General features: G+C 46.2%; 16 protein-coding genes and 1 rRNA gene. 10 read left to right on the plus strand and 7 right to left on the minus strand.

What is annotated here, in order from left to right:
• Positions 1-17 precede the first annotated feature (17 nt).
• Complete coding sequence (locus A3773_RS09045) at positions 18-2,147, minus strand: EAL domain-containing protein (RefSeq protein WP_067985200.1); 2,130 nt, start codon at positions 2,145-2,147, stop codon at positions 18-20.
• Between the two features lie 117 nt (positions 2,148-2,264).
• The gene (gene metK / locus A3773_RS09050) at positions 2,265-3,455 is read right to left on the minus strand and encodes a methionine adenosyltransferase (protein ID WP_067985202.1); all 1,191 of its coding nucleotides are present in this window, start codon (positions 3,453-3,455) and stop codon (positions 2,265-2,267) included.
• Between the two features lie 310 nt (positions 3,456-3,765).
• Between metK and tkt the strand changes: the two genes are divergently transcribed.
• The 4 genes from tkt (at position 3,766) to fba (ending at position 9,266) form a co-directional block, all read left to right on the plus strand.
• Positions 3,766-5,760 carry a transketolase gene (gene tkt, locus A3773_RS09055; protein ID WP_067985204.1) on the plus strand — a complete coding sequence of 665 codons (1,995 nt, stop codon included), beginning with the start codon at positions 3,766-3,768 and terminating at the stop codon, positions 5,758-5,760.
• A gap of 78 nt (positions 5,761-5,838) precedes the next feature.
• Entirely contained in the window at positions 5,839-6,858 is a 1,020-nt protein-coding gene (locus tag A3773_RS09060) for a type I glyceraldehyde-3-phosphate dehydrogenase (protein WP_067985207.1), read from the plus strand.
• 100 nt (positions 6,859-6,958) lie between these two features.
• Positions 6,959-8,122 carry a phosphoglycerate kinase gene (locus A3773_RS09065; RefSeq protein WP_067985209.1) on the plus strand — a complete coding sequence of 388 codons (1,164 nt, stop codon included), beginning with the start codon at positions 6,959-6,961 and terminating at the stop codon, positions 8,120-8,122.
• Positions 8,123-8,201: 79 nt separating this feature from the next.
• On the plus strand, positions 8,202-9,266 hold the full coding sequence (fba, locus tag A3773_RS09070) for a class II fructose-bisphosphate aldolase (protein ID WP_067985211.1): 1,065 nt from the start codon (positions 8,202-8,204) through the stop codon (positions 9,264-9,266).
• A gap of 77 nt (positions 9,267-9,343) precedes the next feature.
• Here the strand turns inward: fba and nhaR are convergent, their stop codons facing one another.
• Complete coding sequence (gene nhaR / locus A3773_RS09075; RefSeq protein ID WP_067985213.1) at positions 9,344-10,234, minus strand: transcriptional activator NhaR; 891 nt, start codon at positions 10,232-10,234, stop codon at positions 9,344-9,346.
• A 136-nt stretch (positions 10,235-10,370) separates the two neighbouring features.
• Here nhaR and A3773_RS09080 point away from each other — a divergent pair, with 136 nt between their 5' ends.
• Positions 10,371-11,042, plus strand: coding sequence for a Bax inhibitor-1/YccA family protein (locus A3773_RS09080; RefSeq protein ID WP_067985215.1), 672 nt, complete (start codon positions 10,371-10,373; stop codon positions 11,040-11,042).
• Between the two features lie 68 nt (positions 11,043-11,110).
• Here A3773_RS09080 and A3773_RS09085 read toward each other — a convergent pair whose 3' ends face one another.
• Genes A3773_RS09085 through A3773_RS09095 form a run of 3 tightly spaced genes read right to left on the minus strand, consistent with a single transcriptional unit; the run spans position 11,111 to position 13,937 of the window.
• Positions 11,111-11,848 (minus strand): DUF1223 domain-containing protein, encoded by a 738-nt coding sequence (locus tag A3773_RS09085; protein ID WP_067985216.1) that lies wholly within the window; start codon positions 11,846-11,848, stop codon positions 11,111-11,113.
• Positions 11,849-11,898: 50 nt separating this feature from the next.
• Positions 11,899-12,360, minus strand: coding sequence for a GFA family protein (locus A3773_RS09090; RefSeq protein WP_067985219.1), 462 nt, complete (start codon positions 12,358-12,360; stop codon positions 11,899-11,901).
• Positions 12,361-12,377: 17 nt separating this feature from the next.
• Positions 12,378-13,937, minus strand: coding sequence for a methyl-accepting chemotaxis protein (locus tag A3773_RS09095; RefSeq protein WP_067985221.1), 1,560 nt, complete (start codon positions 13,935-13,937; stop codon positions 12,378-12,380).
• Positions 13,938-14,193: 256 nt separating this feature from the next.
• Between A3773_RS09095 and A3773_RS09100 the strand changes: the two genes are divergently transcribed.
• Positions 14,194-14,595, plus strand: coding sequence for an acyl-CoA thioesterase (locus tag A3773_RS09100; protein ID WP_067985223.1), 402 nt, complete (start codon positions 14,194-14,196; stop codon positions 14,593-14,595).
• Complete coding sequence (locus A3773_RS09105) at positions 14,588-15,400, plus strand: sterol desaturase family protein (protein WP_067985226.1); 813 nt, start codon at positions 14,588-14,590, stop codon at positions 15,398-15,400. Before A3773_RS09100 ends, A3773_RS09105 begins: the two co-directional genes overlap by 8 nt.
• Before the next feature lie 11 nt (positions 15,401-15,411).
• Here the strand turns inward: A3773_RS09105 and ilvY are convergent, their stop codons facing one another.
• The gene (gene ilvY / locus A3773_RS09110; protein ID WP_067985227.1) at positions 15,412-16,290 is read right to left on the minus strand and encodes an HTH-type transcriptional activator IlvY; all 879 of its coding nucleotides are present in this window, start codon (positions 16,288-16,290) and stop codon (positions 15,412-15,414) included.
• A 159-nt stretch (positions 16,291-16,449) separates the two neighbouring features.
• Between ilvY and A3773_RS09115 the strand changes: the two genes are divergently transcribed.
• The 3 genes from A3773_RS09115 (at position 16,450) to A3773_RS09125 (ending at position 20,775) form a co-directional block, all read left to right on the plus strand.
• Positions 16,450-17,448 (plus strand): patatin-like phospholipase family protein, encoded by a 999-nt coding sequence (locus A3773_RS09115; protein ID WP_067985229.1) that lies wholly within the window; start codon positions 16,450-16,452, stop codon positions 17,446-17,448.
• Positions 17,449-17,632: 184 nt separating this feature from the next.
• Positions 17,633-18,388 carry a CDP-diacylglycerol--serine O-phosphatidyltransferase gene (pssA, locus tag A3773_RS09120; RefSeq protein WP_067985231.1) on the plus strand — a complete coding sequence of 252 codons (756 nt, stop codon included), beginning with the start codon at positions 17,633-17,635 and terminating at the stop codon, positions 18,386-18,388.
• Between the two features lie 846 nt (positions 18,389-19,234).
• Positions 19,235-20,775: ribosomal RNA gene (locus A3773_RS09125) — 16S ribosomal RNA — on the plus strand.
• Positions 20,776-20,837: the final 62 nt, after the last annotated feature.

Here is a 20,837-nt window from a genome sequence, read left to right on the forward strand (position 1 = left end):
CCGGCCGTTCTTTTAGTTCAGTCGCCTTCAATAATAAGGTCTTCATCGATCAGGGCTTCAAAGTCAGCGACGGAAAGCGGGCGGCTGAGTAAGTAGCCTTGAACTATATCGCATTTTGCCTCACGTAAAATAGAGAGTTGTAACTCTGTTTCTACCCCTTCAGCAACAACTTTGAGTTGTAGTCCTTGTGCCATAAGTATGATGGCTTGAACAATTTTCAAATCTTGGGTGTTGGCGTCCAAATCATCAATAAACGATTTATCTATTTTAATATGATCAATCGGTAAGTTCTTGATCCTGCTCAAGGATGAGTAGCCGGTACCAAAGTCATCAATGGATATACTCGCCCCGGTCTCTCTAACGCGCTGTAATTTGTCTTGGATGCGGGCGAGATCTTCGATTAACACGCCTTCGGTCAATTCTAGTTCTATATGTTCCAGAGAAACGTCGTATTGATCGAAGATGGTGTGCAGCTTGTTTTCAAAATTACTGCGTAAAAAACTGATGCCTGATAAGTTGATGGCAATTTTAGGGAAGGGGAGCTCGGCATCTAACCATGCCCTACACTGTTTTGCGACAGCGTTTAGAACCCAGTGGTCCAACCGTGAGATGAGCCCACTCTGTTCGGCAAGGGGCACAAACACGGCGGGTGATATAGGGCCTAATTCTGGGTGATTCCAGCGTAGCAGGGTTTCTGCTGAGAGGGCGGCATTGTTACTTAGGTCAAACAACGGCTGGAAGACTAAGTACAGCTGATTTTCATCAATCGCTGTTGATAGGTCTTGCCATAGTTCCATTTTTGACTCGACCTGTTGCTCTTTTATCTGGCTAAAGTAGAGCCAACTTTGCTCTTGCTTGCGGGCTGTTTTTGCTGCGATTTCAGATCGGCCGATGAGCTCAAACTGTTGGTCACCATCTTCAGGGTAAGAGGTGACGCCAATCCGCGCGACGATCTGAATATGTAAGTTTTGCAGTTTAATCGGGCGTTCGATCGTCTGTAGTATGGTGTTTATTAGTTCTTCTAGTTTGGTGTCTTTAGGTTTGTTGACCAACATTAACCCAAAGCTACCTTCGGATAATTTAGCGAGTCGGTGGTTGATCGACAGTATCCCTTTGAGGCGGTTAGCGGTTTCGATTAGAATCTGATCGCGCTGTTCATCCCCTAGTTCTATGGTTAAGTTTCTAAGCAGGTCGAGACGAATAAATAGGAAATGGACTTTACCTTGGGTTTCGAAGTTGCGAATGATCTCACGTTCTAAGGATTCACCCATGGCGCGGCGGTTATAGAGCCGGGTGACGGGGTCAAAGTTTTCTAAAAATTGAACATGCTCATGGGCATAACGTAGGCGTTTGTTCTCAATGAGGTATTCTCTGAAGCGTTCTAATGCACGCGCCATCTGGCCGATCTCGTCGCCGTGATGGGTGAATTTTACGGTTTGGTCGGTATCGCCCTCTGACAGCTTCTCCATTTGCGCTGACAGGTTGATGATGGGGCTAACAATATTTCTTGAGATAATAATCGCCGTCGCAATGGCGGTGAGTAACACAATCAGTGTGACGACAAAGTAGCTTAGAGCTCGTTTGATATAGCGTGGTATCAGGTCGTCTATGTAGACACCGGTCCCTAAGATGAAATCTGTATCGGGTATAAGTTGTGCGTATGTGAGCTTGGCAACCGATGCGCCGCCATCAGGTTTTGGCCATGATACGGTCCAGCATAGGGATTTGTCGGGTTCTTTGCTGATCTGTTTCAGTCCGTTGATCATTAGCTGGTTATCGGCGGGCTCCGTGACCTCCTCTAAATAAAGCCCTTCTAAATCACTACGCTTTGGATGTAGGTGAATCTGGGTTTCATTTTTAAGGAGATAAAGGTATCCATGGGCGCCATAAGCGGTACTGTAAATGAGATCATGTAAGCGCTGATCAAATTCTTGCTCTGTTATTTCCTGTGCATTTTTGCGTTGATTGAGCAGTATTATTTGGCTAGCGGCTGATTGAACAACGCTGCGAATCTGTTCTTTTTTTCCAGACAGCGTGTCTTGATAGGAAAAATAAAAAGCTAAGCACGAGGTCGTGACGATTCCTAGGGCAAGGATCAGTACAAGGCCTATAAGTTTTTGTCTTATTGTAAAGTTACTTAGCGTCATTATTTATAGTAAGTTGTCTAATAGGCCCTCATTATTGACATATAAAAATGTGTAGGCAATAAAAAAGCACCTGAAAGGTGCTTTTAATTAATTAATCGCTGTTTTTAACCGATGCTTTTATAGGCCTGCGGCCTGACGAAGTGCATCGGCTTTATCGGTGCGTTCCCATGTGAAAGCGGTAAAGGTTTCACCTTTATAGTCCATTTCAAACGGGTTGCGACCGAAGTGTCCATAGGCTGCTGTCGCCTGATACATCGGGTGTAAGAGGTCCAGCATCGTTGTTATTGCGTAAGGGCGTAGGTCAAAGTATTCGTTGATAAGCTGAATGATCTTATCGTCGGCAATTTTGCCTGTGCCAAAGGTGTTGATCGCAACGGAGGTCGGCTTAGCCACACCAATCGCATAAGAGATCTGGATTTCACAACGATCGGCTAAACCGGCAGCGACGATGTTTTTCGCAACGTATCGACCTGCGTATGCTGCTGAACGGTCAACTTTTGATGGATCTTTGCCTGAGAATGCACCGCCACCATGACGCGCCATACCGCCATACGTATCAACAATAATCTTACGGCCCGTTAAGCCGCAATCGCCAACGGGGCCGCCAATAACAAAGTTGCCTGTTGGGTTGATATGGAATTGAGTGTCTTTAGTAATCCACTCTGCAGGGATCACATGTTTAACAATCAGCTCCATTACGGCTTCACGTAAATCCGATTGTGAAACATCAGGGTTATGTTGTGTGGAAAGGACCAGCGCATCGACAGTAACAGGTTTGCCGTTTTCATAACGGAACGTTAGCTGTGATTTTGCATCTGGGCGTAACCAAGGTAATAGGCCTGATTTACGTGCTTCAGCTTGGCGTTCGACCAAACGGTGGGCGTAAGTAATCGGCGCAGGCATTAGAACGTCGGTTTCGTTTGATGCATAACCAAACATTAGGCCTTGGTCACCAGCACCTTGGTCTTCGGGCTTAGAGCGGTCAACGCCTTGTGCGATATCAATCGACTGCTTGCCGATGATGTTAATGACACCACATGTGTCGCCGTCATAGCCGACTTCTGATGAGGTGTAACCTATATCGCAAATCACTTTGCGAACGAGGTCTTCAAGATCAACCCATGCGGAGGTGCTTATTTCGCCAGAAACAACAGCGACACCCGTTTTTACCATAGTTTCACAGGCGACACGGGCATACTTATCTTCGGCAATAATTGCGTCAAGTACGGCATCAGAAATCTGGTCAGCAATTTTATCGGGGTGACCTTCGGAAACGGATTCTGAAGTAAATAAGCTGTATTCGCTCATCGTTAAAATACCTTTGTGAACGGGTGGTCAAGGAGGCTCAGTGTGGTACTTAAATAACAAGTACAGACAACAAAATCAGTTTAGTCGTGTGAGCCGCCGAAAAATTAAGGACGTATTCTACTCGTGAGATTAGCCAAATGCATATTATAAAGACGCTCTTATGATGAGAATTTTAACTTTTTACATGAAAAACACTCATTTTTATCAATAAATGCGAAATCTTATTTGATGCGAGTCGCTATCTGCGAGAAAATTGCGCGCAAATTATCCTGAATCTTCAAATTGGGCTATCTGCCCAGGAGCTTAGTTAATGTCTTCTCGTAGAGAACTTGCCAACGCGATCCGCGCGCTGAGCATGGATGCCGTACAGAAAGCAAAATCTGGTCACCCGGGTGCCCCTATGGGTATGGCGGATATCGCCGAAGTGTTATGGAACGATTTCATGACGCATAACCCAACTAACCCACAATGGTTTGATCGTGACCGTTTTATCTTGTCTAACGGACATGGCTCTATGCTGATCTACAGCCTGTTACATTTAACTGGCTATGATGTATCCATTGAAGATCTGAAAAATTTCCGCCAGTTGCATGCTAAAACCGCAGGACATCCTGAATATGGTTACTGCCCTGGTGTTGAAACAACAACGGGTCCTTTAGGTCAGGGCGTGACTAATGCTGTTGGTTTCGCCATTGCTGAAAAAACGTTAGCGGCTCAGTTTAACCGTGAAGGTCATCAGATCGTTGATCATAATACTTATGTATTTATGGGCGATGGCTGCATGATGGAAGGGATCTCTCACGAAGCCTGCTCTTTAGCTGGGACTTTAGGTCTTGGTAAGTTGATCGCGTTCTGGGATGACAATGGCATCTCCATCGACGGTGAAGTTGAAGGTTGGTACACCGACGACAATGTTAAGCGATTTGAAGCGTATGGTTGGCAGGTGATTCCGGCGGTGGATGGTCACGATGCTGATCAGATTCGTGCTGCGATTACCCAAGCTCAGGAAAATACGGAACAACCGACGTTGATTTGCTGTAAAACAGTGATCGGCTTTGGTTCACCTAATAAAGAAGGTAAAGAAGATTGTCACGGCGCACCTTTAGGTGATGATGAGATCGCGTTGACCCGTGAACGTTTAGGCTGGACACATCCTGCCTTTGAGATCCCTGAAGATATTGCGGCCGATTGGGACGCGAAAGAAGCAGGGGTTCACGCAGAAAATGAATGGAACGCTCGCTTTGCTGCTTACCGTGCAGAATACCCTGAAGAGGCTGCTGAACTTCTACGCCGTATTTCAGGCGATCTTCCAGCCGATTTTTCTGATAAAGCGGATGCTTGGATCAACGAGATCAACGAGAAAGGCGAAACGATCGCTTCTCGTAAAGCGTCTCAGAACGCACTGAATGCTTATGGCCCGTTACTGCCTGAACTTTTAGGTGGCTCTGCTGACCTTGCCGGTTCTAACTTGACGCTGTGGTCGGGTTGTAAAGGTGTGACTAAGAATGATGCGAATGGTAACTACCTGTTTTACGGTGTTCGTGAATTTGGTATGTCGGCAATCATGAATGGTATCGCCCTTCATGGTGGCTTCATTCCTTATGGCGCAACCTTCTTAGTCTTTATGGAGTATGCGCGTAACGCCTTACGTATGGCTGCATTGATGAAGCTACGTGCGATTCATGTGTATACCCATGATTCTATAGGTTTGGGTGAAGATGGCCCGACCCATCAGCCGATTGAGCAGATCTCGAACCTTCGCCATACACCTAATATGAGCTGCTGGCGTCCATGTGATGCCGTAGAATCTGCGGTGGCATGGAAGGCTGCATTAGAGCGTGTTGATGGTCCGACAGCGATGGTGTTCTCGCGTCAGAATTTACCCCATCAGCAGCGTTCGGCTGAACAGATAGCCAATATTGCGAAGGGGGGGTATATCCTTCGTGATACGGATGGACAGCCTGATGCTATCCTTATCGCAACAGGTTCAGAAATTGGTTTGGCAATGGATGCCGCCTCTGCATTGGCCGCTGAAGGTACGCAGGTACGAGTTGTATCTATGCCTGAAACAGGTTTATTTGATAAACAGTCTGCGGAATATCGTGAATCCGTTCTGCCGTCATCTGTTACAGCACGTGTTGCGGTTGAAGCAGCACAGGCGGATTTCTGGTACAAATATGTTGGCTTGGATGGCGCGATTGTTGGTATGCGTACATTTGGTGAGTCGGCACCCGCGGGTGATCTATTTAAGTACTTCGGCTTCACAACAGAAAATGTTGTAGAGACGGTTAAATCGGTACTCTAATCACCTATTGAAAAGTAAGGCCCAGTGACGACTGGGCCTTTTCTGTTCTATTTTTAATCCATGATATAGGTAAATAGATTGAATTATCGCGTTGCAATAAATGGCTATGGTCGGATCGGCCAATGTGTGCTGCGTGCAATCTATGAGAATGGATTACAGAATTTTTTTCAGGTCGTTGCTATCAACGAGCTGTCTGATATTGAAACGGTGACCTATCTCACCCGTTACGATACTACTCACGGTCGCTTCCCGGTTCCGGTTTCCCATGATGGCGAAACTTTGTTGATTAATGGCGATAAAATTCGTGTGATTAATGAGTCTGAGGTTACCGATCTGCCTTGGGCTGAGTTGGGAATCGATCTGATCTTTGAATGCTCGGGATCGTTTAAGTCCAGAGACGCTGCAGATAGGCACCTGAAACAGGGCGCGAAAAGGTTACTTTTCTCGCAGCCAGCGACAACCGATGTTGATGCAACGATTGTCTATGGCTTGAATGAGCAGTTGTTGCAGGCGGAGCACCAGATCGTTTCAGCCGCCTCTTGTACCACCAATTGTATTATTCCTGTACTTGATCTTCTGGATAGAGAGCTGGGCATTAAAAATGGTGTGACCACTACGATTCATTCAGCGATGAATGACCAGCCTGTGATCGATAGTTACCATCAAACGGATCTACGGTTAACCCGTAGCGCGATGCATTCGATTGTCCCAGTGGATACCGGCTTAGATAAAGGCATTGATCGTTTGTTGCCGCATCTAGAGGGTAAGTTTCAGTGTCTTCATATTCGAGTGCCAACAATTAATGTATCGATGATGGATATGTCGATTAATGTTGATAAGGCGACCTCGGTTGATGCGGTTAATCAAATATTACGCCGCGCGTCAGAGCAAGGGGCTTTAAAGGGGTTGTTGGGGTATACCGAAGAACCTCATGCCTCGGTGGATTTTAATCGTGATTCGCGGTCCGCTGTTGTTGATGGTACGCAAACCAAAGTATCGGAAGGGCATCTCGTTAAAGTGGTGTGCTGGTTTGATAATGAATGGGGGTTTGCAAATCGAATGCTTGATGTTGCTAGGCATTGGTTGCAGTTAGGTTAAGTGTATAAAACAGAATTTACATTGGCTGTAAGGCATAAACGCTACACAGTTAATGAGCGATGATTTCAATTTTAATTTTTAAACATAAGTAGGGCACGTCATGAGCGTACTGAAAATGAGTGAACTGGATCTAAGCGGAAAGCGCGTTTTGATCCGTGAAGACCTAAATGTTCCAGTAAAAAATGGAGAAGTTACCTCGGATGCGCGTATTCGTGCAGCACTTCCGACCATTGAGCTGGCGTTAAATGCAGGTGCTAAGGTGATGATCATGTCTCACCTAGGTCGACCAACGGAAGGTGAGTATAACGAAGCGTTCTCTCTGCAACCGGTTGCAAATCATCTGGCAAAATTGCTGGGGCGTGATGTTCCTCTAATTAAAGATTGGTTGGAAGGTGCTTTCGATGTTGCTGAAGGCGGCGTCGTGCTACTTGAAAACGTACGCTTTAATGTGGGTGAGAAGAAAGATAACGAAGAGCTATCTAGAAAGATGGCTGCGTTGTGCGACGTTTATGTGATGGATGCCTTTGGTACCGCACATCGCGCCCAAGCATCTACCCATGGTGTTGCTCACTTTGCGCGGGTTGCTTGTGCGGGCCCTCTGCTCGCGGGTGAGCTTGATGCATTAGGCAAAGCATTGGATAAACCAGCGCGCCCTCTTGCTGCCATTGTGGGTGGCTCAAAAGTATCGACTAAACTCGAAGTGTTAACCGCACTTTCTGATAATGTTGATCAGCTGATTGTTGGTGGCGGTATTGCGAATACATTTCTTGCTGCGGCAGGTAAGCCTGTGGGTAAGTCGCTGTGTGAGCATGATTTAATTCCCGTAGCGCAAGCATTAATGGCAAAAGCTGAAATACCGCTGCCCATTGACGTTGTTGTGGCAAAAGATTTTTCTGAAAGTGCTGAAGCAACGATTAAGTTGGTTGATGATGTGGCTGAAGACGACATGATCTTGGATATAGGTCCTCAATCTGCGAAACAGTTGGCTGATTTATTGCGTTCCTCCGGTACAATTATTTGGAATGGCCCTGTGGGTGTTTTCGAATTTGATCAGTTTGGTGAAGGTACAAAAGCGTTATCTTTAGCTATTGCCGAAAACCAAGGCTTCTCTATTGCGGGTGGTGGAGACACGCTTGCGGCGGTTGATAAGTACAATATCGCTGATAAAGTGTCTTATATCTCTACGGGCGGTGGTGCTTTCCTTGAGTTTGTCGAAGGTAAGGTTCTACCTGCTGTTGCGGCATTAGAAGCGAAGAATTCATAATTTTAATAAGTGATGGGTGCTACACTGCGCCCATCTTATTGCCTTTAGGCAACGTTAACGAACATAAAAGGGTGGCAAAATGGCTTTAATCTCCATGCGTCAGCTGCTGGATCATGCTGCTGAGTACAACTACGGCATTCCAGCATTTAACGTGAACAACCTGGAACAGATGCGCGCTATTATGGAAGCCGCAAATAAAACCAACTCTCCAGTGATTGTTCAAGCATCAGCCGGTGCGCGTAAATATGCAGGGTCCAACTTCTTGCGTCATATGATCGAAGCAGCGATTGCTGAGTTTCCTCATATCCCTGTTTGCATGCATCAAGATCACGGTACTTCACCTGCTATCTGCCAGCGCTCAATTGCGATGGGCTTTTCATCGGTGATGATGGATGGGTCGTTGATGTCTGATGGTAAGACACCATCAAGCTATGAGTATAATGTTGATGTGACACGTCGTACCGTTGAGATGGCGCATGCGTGCGGTGTTTCAGTTGAAGGTGAGCTGGGTTGTTTAGGTTCGCTTGAAACGGGGCAGGCTGGTGAAGAAGATGGTGTCGGTGCGGAAGGTACGCTTTCACAAGAGCAGATGCTGACCGATCCTGATGAAGCCGCTGATTTCGTTAAGAAAACAGGCGTTGATGCATTAGCTATCGCATGTGGTACCTCCCACGGGGCATACAAGTTTACGCGTCCCCCTACGGACGATATTCTTGCGATTGACCGAATTAAAGCGATTCATGACCGTATCCCTGGTACTCACCTTGTTATGCACGGCTCCTCTTCTGTTCCTCAGGAATGGTTAGCGGTGATTAATGAGTTTGGTGGCGATATGCCTGAAACGTACGGTGTACCCGTTGAGCAGATCGTTGAAGGTATTAAATACGGTGTGCGTAAAGTCAATATTGATACGGATTTACGTTTGGCGTCGACGGGTGCTATCCGTAAATTTATGGCTGAAAACCCATCTGAATTTGATCCGCGTAAATACTTGAAGAAGACAATGGATGCGATGACCGATATCTGTATAGCGCGTTATGAAGCGTTTGGCTCTGCAGGTAACGCCTCTAAGATGACAGCGATCTCTTTAGAAGATATGGCTGGGCAGTATGAGACGGGCGCGCTGGATCCAAAAATCGTTTAAACGTCCTCTGGCTAGATCAAAAAAAACCGCTAATCTTAGCGGTTTTTTTGTTTGTGTATATATATGTAGCTGGGGGGCTAGTCTAACCAGTCTCTTGCTGAGGTGGTGATCTTCTCGACGGCGGTATGGGATATTTTTCGTTCGATCGAGATGGCATAAAAGTGATTCACAACCTCATCGGTCTCTCCCAAGCACACTAGACCTAATTGCGCGATCACCTCATCCTTGATAGGTGTAGGTACTACCATAATTCCCTTGCCTGCGTTCGCGAATGCTTTTATAAGTGCGCTATCGTCAAACTCGCCAATCACCCGTGGGTGAATTCGGTTTTTGCTAAACCATTGTAAAAGCTGGCTACGGACAATTGTTGTTTCACCGGGTAACAGCATTGGGCTGCCATTGAGGTTGTTTGGGAAATCATCGGTTAATTGTGAAGCCACATCTGGGTGGGCCATAAAGCTGCTGCCACAATGGCCTAAGCTATGGCTAAAGCCGTTAATGCTAACATCGGTTGGAATAGGGGACTCAGAGATAACAAGGTCCAACCGGTGGAGTGCTAGCTCAGCCAGTAGTCCATTCGCGTCGCCTTCGTGGCAGATCATTCGTATATTTTTTATGTCATCGATTGCTGGGGATAAAAGGTGGTATGCAATGGATTTGGGTACAACATCAACGACCCCAACTTTAAAAACCAGTGGGCGGTTCTTGTCTAAATTACGGACACGTTCTTCTAGTTCGCCACCTAGTGAAAATATGTCGGTTGCATAGCTAAGCACCATATGTCCCGTTTCTGTCAGCTCCAACTGGCGGCCAACTTTAGTGAATAGGGAGCAGCCTAAATAGTCATCGAGTAAACTGAGTTGCGCGCTAATCGTATGGGGCGTAACGTTTAAGCGCTCTGCCGCTGCGACAATACTTCCCTCTTTGGCGACCATCCAGAAATAATGTAGATGCTTGTAATTAATCATAAGTGCTCGTAAAAAACGATTATTTATTTAAGAATAATCGACTTTAGTTAATTTTGGAAGGCGTTTAGTTTGTAAAGGTTGGTGCCGGAAAGCTTTTATAAGCTTTTGGTTTGTTTTTTATTTTAGGAGGGGTGTTATGAAAACATCTATGAGTTCTTCCGCTACTTATTCACAATCCTCTGCGATTGAGACGAATAAGGTTCTGCGCAATACATATGCATTGTTGTCCCTTACACTGCTATTTAGTGCGATTGTTGCGGGTGGTTCTTTATTGCTGCAGCTGCCCCACCCCGGCATCATCATCTCTTTAGTTGGCTTTTTAGGGTTGTTCTTCCTGACTGCGAAATTAAGTAACAGTATCTGGGGGCTTCCCTCAGTTTTCGCGCTGACAGGATTTATGGGATATACCTTAGGGCCTATTGTTGGACACTACTTATCAATGCCTGGTGGTGGCGCTATCGTAATGAATGCGATGGGAATGACCGGCATTATCTTTTTAGCGTTGTCCGCCTATGTATTAACCACCAAGAAAAACTTCAGTTTTATGGGGGGCTTTTTAATGGTGGGCATGATTTTAGGTATTGTTGCGGGTTTAGCGGCGTTCTTTTTTCAAATACCTGCTTTGTCTTTGGCCGTGTCGGCCATGTTCGTGTTGCTGATGTCCGGTTTTATTCTTTATGAAACCAGTAATATTCTTCATGGTGGTGAAACCAATTACATCATGGCGACTGTTTCCCTATACCTTTCCATATACAACCTGTTTACGAGCTTACTGCACTTGCTTGGTTTTTTAGGTAGTGATGAGTAATTAGCTATGTGATAGCCCTGTTCAGGGATTTATGGGCGGCACCTCTGCGAGGGAGCCGTCTTTTTTTATTAAGTCTCTTTTAGCCAATCGGCTGCAAGTTGAATGGGTGTTTGGTTTTTATCGGATACCCATATAGCAAGGGCGTAACGTTGACCTGTAGCGCGTTCAGGTAAAGCAAAGTGCCACTCACATGTATCTTGTTTCTTTTCCTGTTTATGCAATACGACAAAGGCGTGATTGAGCGTTTTACCTTTATTTTCCCCCGCGGGTATTTGACTGCTCAGGTCAAAGCCTAACACGGCTATATGGGCCGTTAATGACAGATTTTCACCTGTTCCCTGATAGCGTACGTTGAGTTGGTTTCCCTGAAGTTGTGCGTATAGAGCGCCATGTTTCGATGTGGCGTTGGCTGGTAAGTCTTGCCTACTGAAAAAGCCTCTCCACTCTTTGCCGTTGATAATCCAGCCGGGTGTGTAGACTGAGCTGATATGATTATGGCGTCGGTAATTATACTGGCGCTCTTTAAATTGCTGTTGTGCAAATGGGTCCGCCCAGCCTAAATAATCCCAATAATCGACATGAAACGCTAAAGGCACAACCGCTTTCCACAATTGGGGGTGTTTTAGAAAAGTTGCTAGGTATTTATCGGCAGGGGGGCAGCTGGAGCAGCCTTCAGATGTGTAAAGCTCAATTAATTGCGGCGGTTGCCCTTGGTGCTGAAAGATTTGCTCTGCCATCGCTAGATGGGAGCAGCTGATAGCACCGAGTAGGGTCATTACTTTAAGGTTAGTTGTTTTGATTTTCATTGCAGGCCTCTATATAAGGGTGAGACCTGTGAATGCGCTTAGAGTTCATTTTAACGCGTGGGCTTAGAGTCGAGTAAGCAGCAGGCTTCGCTTTTATTGGGCAGGGTCGGGAACGCATTAAGTTGATGTGGCAGTGTGTACCACGGGGCGCGGCTTTGCCAAAAGATATTGCGCTCAGGGTGTGCGCCTGGCGCTTGATCTAGTGTTCCGGCGGGTACGACAACGGCGCCTCCGGTTTTGGCAAGCCAAGGCAGGGTGGAACCGCAGCGTTTGCAAAAGTTGTTAGCAAAGTGCTTGCTCTCTTTGGGTTCATATCGTCCCACGAGAGCTTCGCCGCTGATCCATGCAAACTGTGTAGGAGGAATAATGATATTGCTAGCATGGGCGCTACCGGTTGCTTTGCGGCAACGTGAGCAGTGGCAATATTGGAAGGTTGTATAAGGTGGTGTTATCTCGTAGTGAACACTGCCGCAAAGGCAGCTTCCTTGATAATGTTCTGTCTGTGCTGGCATGACTGTCTCCTTCTCCGTTATCGGTCAAATGCGGTGACCATTGAATCTAATTGTCGGACAAGATCGCGTAGTGCTTTACTGGCTGAAGCGGTTTCATCTGAGGCGTGGCTATTACTTCTTGCGAGATCTCTAATCGATACGATATTTTGTTGGACATCTTCAACGACAGAGGATTGTTCGGTGGAGCTGCTGGCAATGTGTGAGCAGTGGTCCGAGATATCAGTCATCGATAATCGCACCTTTTGGAAGGCTTCGTCTGCTTGGTTTGCGATGTCCACGCCTTGTTGTGCATGCTCCCGACTTAACGCCATCATATTGACGGTTTTTGCTACGGCAGCTTGAACCCGCTCAATTGACGATTCTATCTCTTGGATAGCGTTTTGCGTACGGGTCGCTAAGGTGCGAACTTCATCTGCTACAACGGCAAACCCACGGCCAGATTCGCCGGCTCTTGCGGCTTCTATGGCTGCATTAAGCGCTAATAGATTGGTTTGTTCTGCAATGCCGTTAATGATTGAAATGACATCTCCAATACTATCGGTGTGTTGCTGTAATGCTTGCGTTGTTTGGCTGGCTTCGGCGACTTCATCAGACAGGTCTTTTATATGGTTTACCGTATTGAAGATAGCACCTCTTCCCTCGTCTGTTATATGTAGGGCCTCTTGTGCTGCACTAGACATGTTATGGGTGTTGGTAACCACGGTTTGTGCAACGTTTGCCATTTCGTGAACGGCGGTGGCCACCATGTCGCTCTCTTTATCTTGTTGATTGATTCCTTCGTTGGTTCGTTGAATCGCGCTATCGGTGATGTTTATAGCGTTGTCTATGGTGTGACTGACATCATTTAGACGGGTGAGTACCGTTGTGTTACGTGCTTCGTTCATTTGTAAGGCGAGCTCTATTTCGCCAAACTCATCCTGTCGGGAGCAATACATGAGTTGAATAAGTGGGTTGCTAACGCGGGATCGTGTAAGGGTCGAAAGTGCTGCTAAGGGCGATATTAGATGATATAGGGCTCCCGCTAGGAAGAGTTCACTGATGGCAATGATACCCATTACAGTGAGTGATGCCCCCGTAGACCAAGCACCTAAGAGTGTGAGCAACGACACAGTTGCAAACAAGAGGGCTGCTCGTTGTGTGCGTGAGTGTAGTTTAAGTGCTTTTGATGCTTTTCCCGCATTGGCAGTGGTGTAAATACTTTGTGCTTTTTGTATGTGAGCAGCGGTTGGTTTAAAACGTACGGACTGGTAACCTACTTTTTGGCCTTTTTCGTACAGCGGGGTGACGTATGCATCGACCCAATAATGGTCACCGTTTTTGCAGCGATTTTTAACAATGCCGCGCCATGCTTGGTCGTTTTTAAGAGAATCCCATAAGTTGCTAAAGGCTATAACGGGGACGTCGGGGTGGCGCACGATGTTATGTGCTTTTCCAATCAGCTCACTTTCGGTGAACCCAGAAATATCGCAAAAGGTTTGGTTGACATAAGTAATGCGGCCTTTGAGGTCCGTCGTCGATATAATACGTTGACCTTGCGGTAGTTCAATTTCACGACCGGTGACAGGCATTATTTTCATAGGGTGTCCTTTTGGCTAATTCGCTTAGCAGTTGAGCATCGACGGTTATACGTTTTGTAGTATTGGGAACTATTTAGTAGGTTGTTGCATCTATACTGCTTAAATATAGCGGGTAACGCTATTGTTTTACCCTAATTCACCGTGTCTAACACTCCATAGTTAGTCTGGGTATAGTGATGTTTCTGGCGCTATACTGCGTCCGTGTGTTGAGTCGTACAGTTATTTTTTTCTAAGTGTTTTTGTAAAGGGGTATGTTATGTCATTTAGTTTGGCATTTAAGGTGCGAGATTATGAATGTGATCTGCAAGGTATTGTGAATAACGGTGTTTATTTTAATTACTTAGAACACGCTCGGCATGAGTATTTGCTTGCTAAAGGTATCGACTTTGCTGCACTCACCGCACAAAAAATACATTTAGTTGTTGTGCGGTCTGAGATGGATTACAAACGGTCGCTCACCAGTGGTGATCATTTTGATGTCACGGTGAGTGTGGAACGTATTAGTAAAGTTAAGTTTGGGTTTCGCCAGCAAGTTATTAATGCCGAGGGGCAGGTTGCGCTTGATGCGTTAGTAACTGGTGTTGCCTTGAATCAACGCGGTAGACCGTGCGTTTTACCGGAGCTTGAGGCGCTAATAGGCGCAACAATTAATGATTAGTTGGGATAGTTGGTTGTTAGCTAATGAGCTATCAATTCGTTTAGGTTTTTTCTTCGGTGTCTTTTTGCTGATGGGCGCATGGGAGACGGTTAAGCCTTGTCGTCCTTTACGTTTTCCTCGCTGGTATCGGTGGTGTAACAATATAGGGTTGGTGTTTTTAAATAGTGTAATGCTGCGGCTTTTATTTCCTATCGCTGCGGTTGGTGTTGCGCTTACGATGGAGCAGGAAGGTTATGGTTTGCTCAATCAAATTGAGTTACCACTGCTTTTGAACACGGTTATCACTATCGTTGTTCTCGATATGTTGATCTATTGGCAGCATGTGCTATTTCACCAAATTCCGTTGTTGTGGGCATTACATAAAGTACACCATGCTGACCCCGATTATGATGTGACGACAGGGGCGCGTTTCCACCCGATTGAAATCGTGTCATCTATGTTGATCAAAATGGTTGCGATTGTCTTGTTGGGGCCATCAGCTGTTGGGGTGCTTATTTTTGAGGTGATGTTGAATGCGTCTGCGATGTTTAATCATAGCAATATTCAGCTGCCTAAAGCTGTGGATAAGATTGTACGCGTATTCTTCGTGACGCCGGATATGCATCGAGTACATCACTCACAGATTCGACAAGAAACGGACAGTAACTATGGCTTTGCGCTTTCTTGTTGGGATCGTCTTTTCTCGACCTATCAGGCACAGCCAGTAAAAGGCCATTTAGGTATGGATATTGGGCTGAGCGAGTTGAGTGATCCGAAACTGATATGTACAGTTAAAGGGATGATAACCCTGCCATTTCGTCGCTGATGAAAAGTGGCTTATAAGCTAGGCTTGAGCTGTGCCCAAAAGGCATTTACTAAAGGGTTTTTTAGTTTTTTCTCTAATGTGATGATCCCAACTTCATAAGCTTTGAGTGTAGGGTGTATGTCTAAAATATCGACTGTATTAGCGAGTGGGCTATTTTCAAGTACGATTTTAGGGACGACGCCTATGCCAAAGCCGAGGCTTACCATGCTCACAATCGCCTCATTACCTGCCACTTGGGCATAAATTAGCGGCTTGATTGCTTGTTCTTTGAACCAGCGATCTATGCGTTTTCTCGCCACGCCCCCCTCTGACAGTATCATTGGTGTCGTTTCATTAAGCCTGCTGATAGGGGTTGCCTTACCGTTGATGCCCTGTTTGGGGGCGATAAATAGCAAAGGTGAAAGGGCTATAGGTTTAAACGCTAAGCCTGTAGGTAAAGTGTCAGGTTTTGCTGTGATGGCAAAATCTTCATCGTTTGATAAAACTTGGCTGATTGCATGTTCAGGGTCGCCTGTATGCAACTTGATCTCGATCTTCGGGTAATTACTTCTAAACTCGCTGAGAATCTCAAAGAGAAAGCTATAGCTGGCCGTTACTGAGCAGTACATACTTATTTGGCCCTGTAACTCGCCGGTTCGCTCCATTAATTGTGTGCGGAGTGTATTCCATTGCGCTAATGACTCGCGGGCATAAGTTAAAAAAATAGTCCCTTCAGCGGTTAATGCTACGCTTCGGTTATCGCGCTCAAATAAGCAAACCCCCACTTCATCCTCAAGCTGCTTTATGCTGCGGCTTAGTGCGGATGGGCTGATATGGGATGCTTCGCTGGCGCGACCAAAATGTAAGCTGTCAGCTAAGTGAATAAACTGTCGTAACTGTTTTATGTCCATAGGTACTATTGTTGCAAATATTGAAATACTTGCCAGTAGTTTATGCTATTTATCGGGATTTTAAACTAGCGATGGCTGCCTTTTTAACGTATTGCGCCCTGATGTGTTTGTTCGGTATGCTATTATTGTGCAGTGCACAATAATAGCGGGAGGCTTATCATGACTAAGACATTGAACTTGGCCTTGCAGGGTGGTGGGGCGCATGGAGCTTTTGCTTGGGGCGTACTTGATCGGTTGCTAGAGGAGGATTTCAAACCGAGGGCATTAACAGGTACCAGCGCTGGTGCAATGAATGCAATATTGCTTGCGCATGGATGGCAGCAGGGGAAAGCGGAGGGTGCAAAAGCGCTGCTAGAAACGTTTTGGACACAGGTTTCGCTGAACTCACCAGGAGAGCTTTTAGGGTCTCAGTTTCATGATACTCAGATTACATCGATGACGGGCTGGATGATGGATCTGTTACGTTATATATCCCCCTATGATTTAAACCCGTTAGATATTAATCCGCTTCGCTATCTATTGGAGGAGTTGGTCGACTTTGAGCAGCTAAAAGACGCATCTCCGATGAAGTTGTTTATCGCAGCAACGGATGTGAGTAGTGGAAAAATTAAATTATTCCGAGAAAATGAACTAACGATTGAGCATGCGTTAGCGTCGGCTTGTTTGCCTACACTGCATAAAGCGATAGAGATTGATGGGAGTTATTATTGGGACGGCGGCTTTTCGGGTAATCCTGCGGTATATCCACTTATCTTTGATTGTAAGGAAGACGATATTATGTTGGTTTTGCTGCAACCCTTGCAAGGGTATGAGTTACCGACAACGTCCCAAGCTATTAATCAACGTGTGACTGAATTAGGTTTTCAGAGTACTTTCTTGCGCGAGATGAGAGCCATTAGTTACACCATTCAGCAGGCAAAAGGGTGTTATTTTAGTACGAATGGTTTAGAGCGGCGTTTTAGGAGCTTACGTTTTCATCTTATTGAATCCGGTGAGGTCTTTTCTTCTTTAGAACAGGCGAGTAAGTATGACACCCGTCAGATTTTTCTGCAGGAGCTAAAAGAGAAAGGGCGTCTTACAGCGGATCAGTGGATAAAGGAAAATTGGCAAAAAATTGGTAATAAGCCCAGTTGTGACTTAGAACCTTTGTTTCTATAGTGATATAGGCAAGGCTGGGGGTGAGCAGATAGGCTGCCGTAAGCAGGCGTTTAGCAAGGGGTGTGTGTGGTGAGCTCTTATTGATCAAGAACATCTAAAAAATTGATTTTTTTGATAAAATGGCTTCCTAGCGCCGTGCGCAGTAGAATGTACTTTTCATGCTTATTGGGTGATTTAAAGAGCAATGACAGAACTTCAGAATAAAGATAAACCAGAACCTGTAAAACCACGTAGTCGCGGTATTTACTTACTACCCAACCTTTTCACAACAGGGGCGTTATTTTCTGGTTTTTATGCAGTAGTTGCGAGCATGAATGGCCATTTTGAAAATGCGGCCATTGCCATCTTTGTTGCGATGGTACTCGACGGTTTGGATGGGCGTGTTGCGCGTATGACAAATACATCCAGTGCGTTTGGCGCTGAATATGATTCCTTAGCTGACATGGTGTCGTTTGGTGTTGCGCCTTCGCTCGTTGTGTTTAATTGGGTGCTCGATGATATTGGCAAACTTGGTTGGTTTGCAGCGTTTGTTTACGTTGCGGGTGCGGCATTGCGATTAGCCCGGTTTAACACCCAGATAGGATCGACAGATAAACGCTATTTTATTGGTTTGCCGAGCCCTGCTGCTGCGGCTGCGGTTGCGGGTTTAGTGTGGGCGGCGACTGAGTACGATATTGATGGCGCTCCTTATGTTTATTTTATAGCGGCCTACGTGGCTATCGTCGGTGTGTTGATGGTGAGTAACGTTCTCTACTATAGCTTTAAAGATGTAAGCCTTAAGGAAAAGGTGCCTTTTCTTATTTTGGCGGGAATTGTGTTGGCGGTAGGGATTATATCCATTAGCCCAGCGACGTTTTTATGGATACTATTTTTGGCGTATGCCGTGTCAGGGCCGCTGCTTTGGGCGTGGCGAAAGAGTAAACATAAACCGAGCACATAACCTATAGCGGCCTTTATCATAAAGGCCGTTTTTGTATCTGTTAGACGTACGTCGGTCGTTTGGTCTATACCTATAGATAGATCAGGAAAGGAGTAGCCCTATGAAATGGCCGATTAAGTTTAAAGAGATTGTCTATGTGATGTTCTCCCTATGTCTGTTCCTATTATTAGTTATGTTTATGATGGGGACTGTCTTTGTATTAGTCGGTGACTAGTTATCGACGAGCATCAGCCTAGCGCTTAGAGCGTCCTAGCAGGGAAAATGGTGTGCTTAGGGCGTACAGTGGGTCTTGGTAAGTTTTGGTTTGATCGTTAAATGATCAATTTCGTCCTAATACTCGCCTAATCTCACTTTTTTCCCTTTATTTTGCAGTTTTTTAGTTCTGGCTGTTGACGTTGTTTAGGAAGTGTCTATAATTCGCCGTCCTTGCTTAGGGAGGCCCGCAAAGCGGCGCTGAATGACCTAAGGTGAGGTTGGATTAACTCCTTGAAAAACCTTGGTTTTATAGGATTTAGTTTGAAAGCTTCAAAGGCTGTAGCTGTGTTGGAATTGATTGAAAATTAATTCAGAAAAACACAAAATAACGGTTGACTTTGAAGCGGCGCAAAGTAGAATATGCGCCTCGCTTGAGACGAAAGAGATTGACTCTCAACGCAACGCTCTTTAACAATTTGATCAGATAATTCGTGTGGGCGCTTGTTGAGGTGAAGCAAATAGCTTTATTTCTAGACAAGCAACCAAGTGAATTCATTTAAAACGATTTACAATAGGTTTTGCATTTTCAAATGCAATCCGGTTGTTTAGTACTAGAGCAGTCACCATATTCCTGGTGACAACATATGATTTAAACTGAAGAGTTTGATCATGGCTCAGATTGAACGCTGGCGGCAGGCCTAACACATGCAAGTCGAGCGGTAACAGATCTAGCTTGCTAGATGCTGACGAGCGGCGGACGGGTGAGTAACGCGTAGGAATCTACCCAGTAGCGGGGGATAAGCCAGAGAAATTTGGTCTAATACCGCATACGCCCTTCGGGGGAAAGCAGGGGCTCTTCGGACCTTGCACTATTGGATGAGCCTGCGTGAGATTAGCTAGTTGGTGAGGTAATGGCTCACCAAGGCGACGATCTCTAGCTGGTCTGAGAGGATGATCAGCCACACTGGGACTGAGACACGGCCCAGACTCCTACGGGAGGCAGCAGTGGGGAATATTGCACAATGGGCGCAAGCCTGATGCAGCCATGCCGCGTGTGTGAAGAAGGCCCTAGGGTTGTAAAGCACTTTCAGTCGTGAGGAAAGGTATGTGCTTAATACGTACATACTGTGACGTTAGCGACAGAAGAAGGACCGGCTAACTCCGTGCCAGCAGCCGCGGTAATACGGAGGGTCCGAGCGTTAATCGGAATTACTGGGCGTAAAGCGCGCGTAGGTGGATTGGTCAGTCAGATGTGAAAGCCCAGGGCTCAACCTTGGAACTGCATCTGATACTGCTAGTCTAGAATACAGTAGAGGGTAGTGGAATTTCCTGTGTAGCGGTGAAATGCGTAGATATAGGAAGGAACACCAGTGGCGAAGGCGACTACCTGGACTGATATTGACACTGAGGTGCGAAAGCGTGGGGAGCAAACAGGATTAGATACCCTGGTAGTCCACGCCGTAAACGATGTCTACTAGCCGTTGGAAGACTTGATCTTTTAGTGGCGAAGCTAACGCGATAAGTAGACCGCCTGGGGAGTACGGCCGCAAGGTTAAAACTCAAATGAATTGACGGGGGCCCGCACAAGCGGTGGAGCATGTGGTTTAATTCGACGCAACGCGAAGAACCTTACCAACTCTTGACATCCAGAGAAGAGGCTAGAGATAGCTTTGTGCCTTCGGGAGCTCTGAGACAGGTGCTGCATGGCTGTCGTCAGCTCGTGTTGTGAAATGTTGGGTTAAGTCCCGTAACGAGCGCAACCCTTGTCCTTATTTGCCAGCACGTAATGGTGGGAACTCTAAGGAGACTGCCGGTGACAAACCGGAGGAAGGTGGGGACGACGTCAAGTCATCATGGCCCTTACGAGTTGGGCTACACACGTGCTACAATGGCCGGTACAGAGGGCTGCAAACCTGCGAAGGTAAGCTAATCTCACAAAACCGGTCGTAGTCCGGATTGGAGTCTGCAACTCGACTCCATGAAGTCGGAATCGCTAGTAATCGTGGATCAGAATGCCACGGTGAATACGTTCCCGGGCCTTGTACACACCGCCCGTCACACCATGGGAGTGGATTGCACCAGAAGTAGCTAGCTTAACCTTCGGGAGGGCGGTTACCACGGTGTGGTTCATGACTGGGGTGAAGTCGTAACAAGGTAGCCCTAGGGGAACCTGGGGCTGGATCACCTCCTTAAACGAAAGCCGAATCTTGGCAAGCGTCCACACGAATTATCTGATCAGAAAGTGAAGAGAGCG

It is taken from the genome of Neptuniibacter pectenicola (genome assembly GCF_001597735.1).
Classification (GTDB): domain Bacteria; phylum Pseudomonadota; class Gammaproteobacteria; order Pseudomonadales; family Balneatricaceae; genus Neptuniibacter; species Neptuniibacter pectenicola.

Bases quoted from the DNA above. Each gene is read 5' to 3' on its own strand.
- A3773_RS09045 (WP_067985200.1), bottom strand. From the start codon at position 2,147: ATGACGCTAAGTAACTTTACAATAAGACAAAAACTTATAGGCCTTGTA.
- metK (WP_067985202.1), bottom strand. From the start codon at position 3,455: ATGAGCGAATACAGCTTATTTACTTCAGAATCCGTTTCCGAAGGTCAC.
- tkt (WP_067985204.1), top strand. From the start codon at position 3,766: ATGTCTTCTCGTAGAGAACTTGCCAACGCGATCCGCGCGCTGAGCATG.
- A3773_RS09065 (WP_067985209.1), top strand. From the start codon at position 6,959: ATGAGCGTACTGAAAATGAGTGAACTGGATCTAAGCGGAAAGCGCGTT.
- fba (WP_067985211.1), top strand. From the start codon at position 8,202: ATGGCTTTAATCTCCATGCGTCAGCTGCTGGATCATGCTGCTGAGTAC.
- nhaR (WP_067985213.1), bottom strand. From the start codon at position 10,234: ATGATTAATTACAAGCATCTACATTATTTCTGGATGGTCGCCAAAGAG.
- A3773_RS09080 (WP_067985215.1), top strand. From the start codon at position 10,371: ATGAAAACATCTATGAGTTCTTCCGCTACTTATTCACAATCCTCTGCG.
- A3773_RS09085 (WP_067985216.1), bottom strand. From the start codon at position 11,848: ATGAAAATCAAAACAACTAACCTTAAAGTAATGACCCTACTCGGTGCT.
- A3773_RS09090 (WP_067985219.1), bottom strand. From the start codon at position 12,360: ATGCCAGCACAGACAGAACATTATCAAGGAAGCTGCCTTTGCGGCAGT.
- A3773_RS09095 (WP_067985221.1), bottom strand. From the start codon at position 13,937: ATGAAAATAATGCCTGTCACCGGTCGTGAAATTGAACTACCGCAAGGT.
- A3773_RS09100 (WP_067985223.1), top strand. From the start codon at position 14,194: ATGTCATTTAGTTTGGCATTTAAGGTGCGAGATTATGAATGTGATCTG.
- A3773_RS09105 (WP_067985226.1), top strand. From the start codon at position 14,588: ATGATTAGTTGGGATAGTTGGTTGTTAGCTAATGAGCTATCAATTCGT.
- ilvY (WP_067985227.1), bottom strand. From the start codon at position 16,290: ATGGACATAAAACAGTTACGACAGTTTATTCACTTAGCTGACAGCTTA.
- A3773_RS09115 (WP_067985229.1), top strand. From the start codon at position 16,450: ATGACTAAGACATTGAACTTGGCCTTGCAGGGTGGTGGGGCGCATGGA.
- pssA (WP_067985231.1), top strand. From the start codon at position 17,633: ATGACAGAACTTCAGAATAAAGATAAACCAGAACCTGTAAAACCACGT.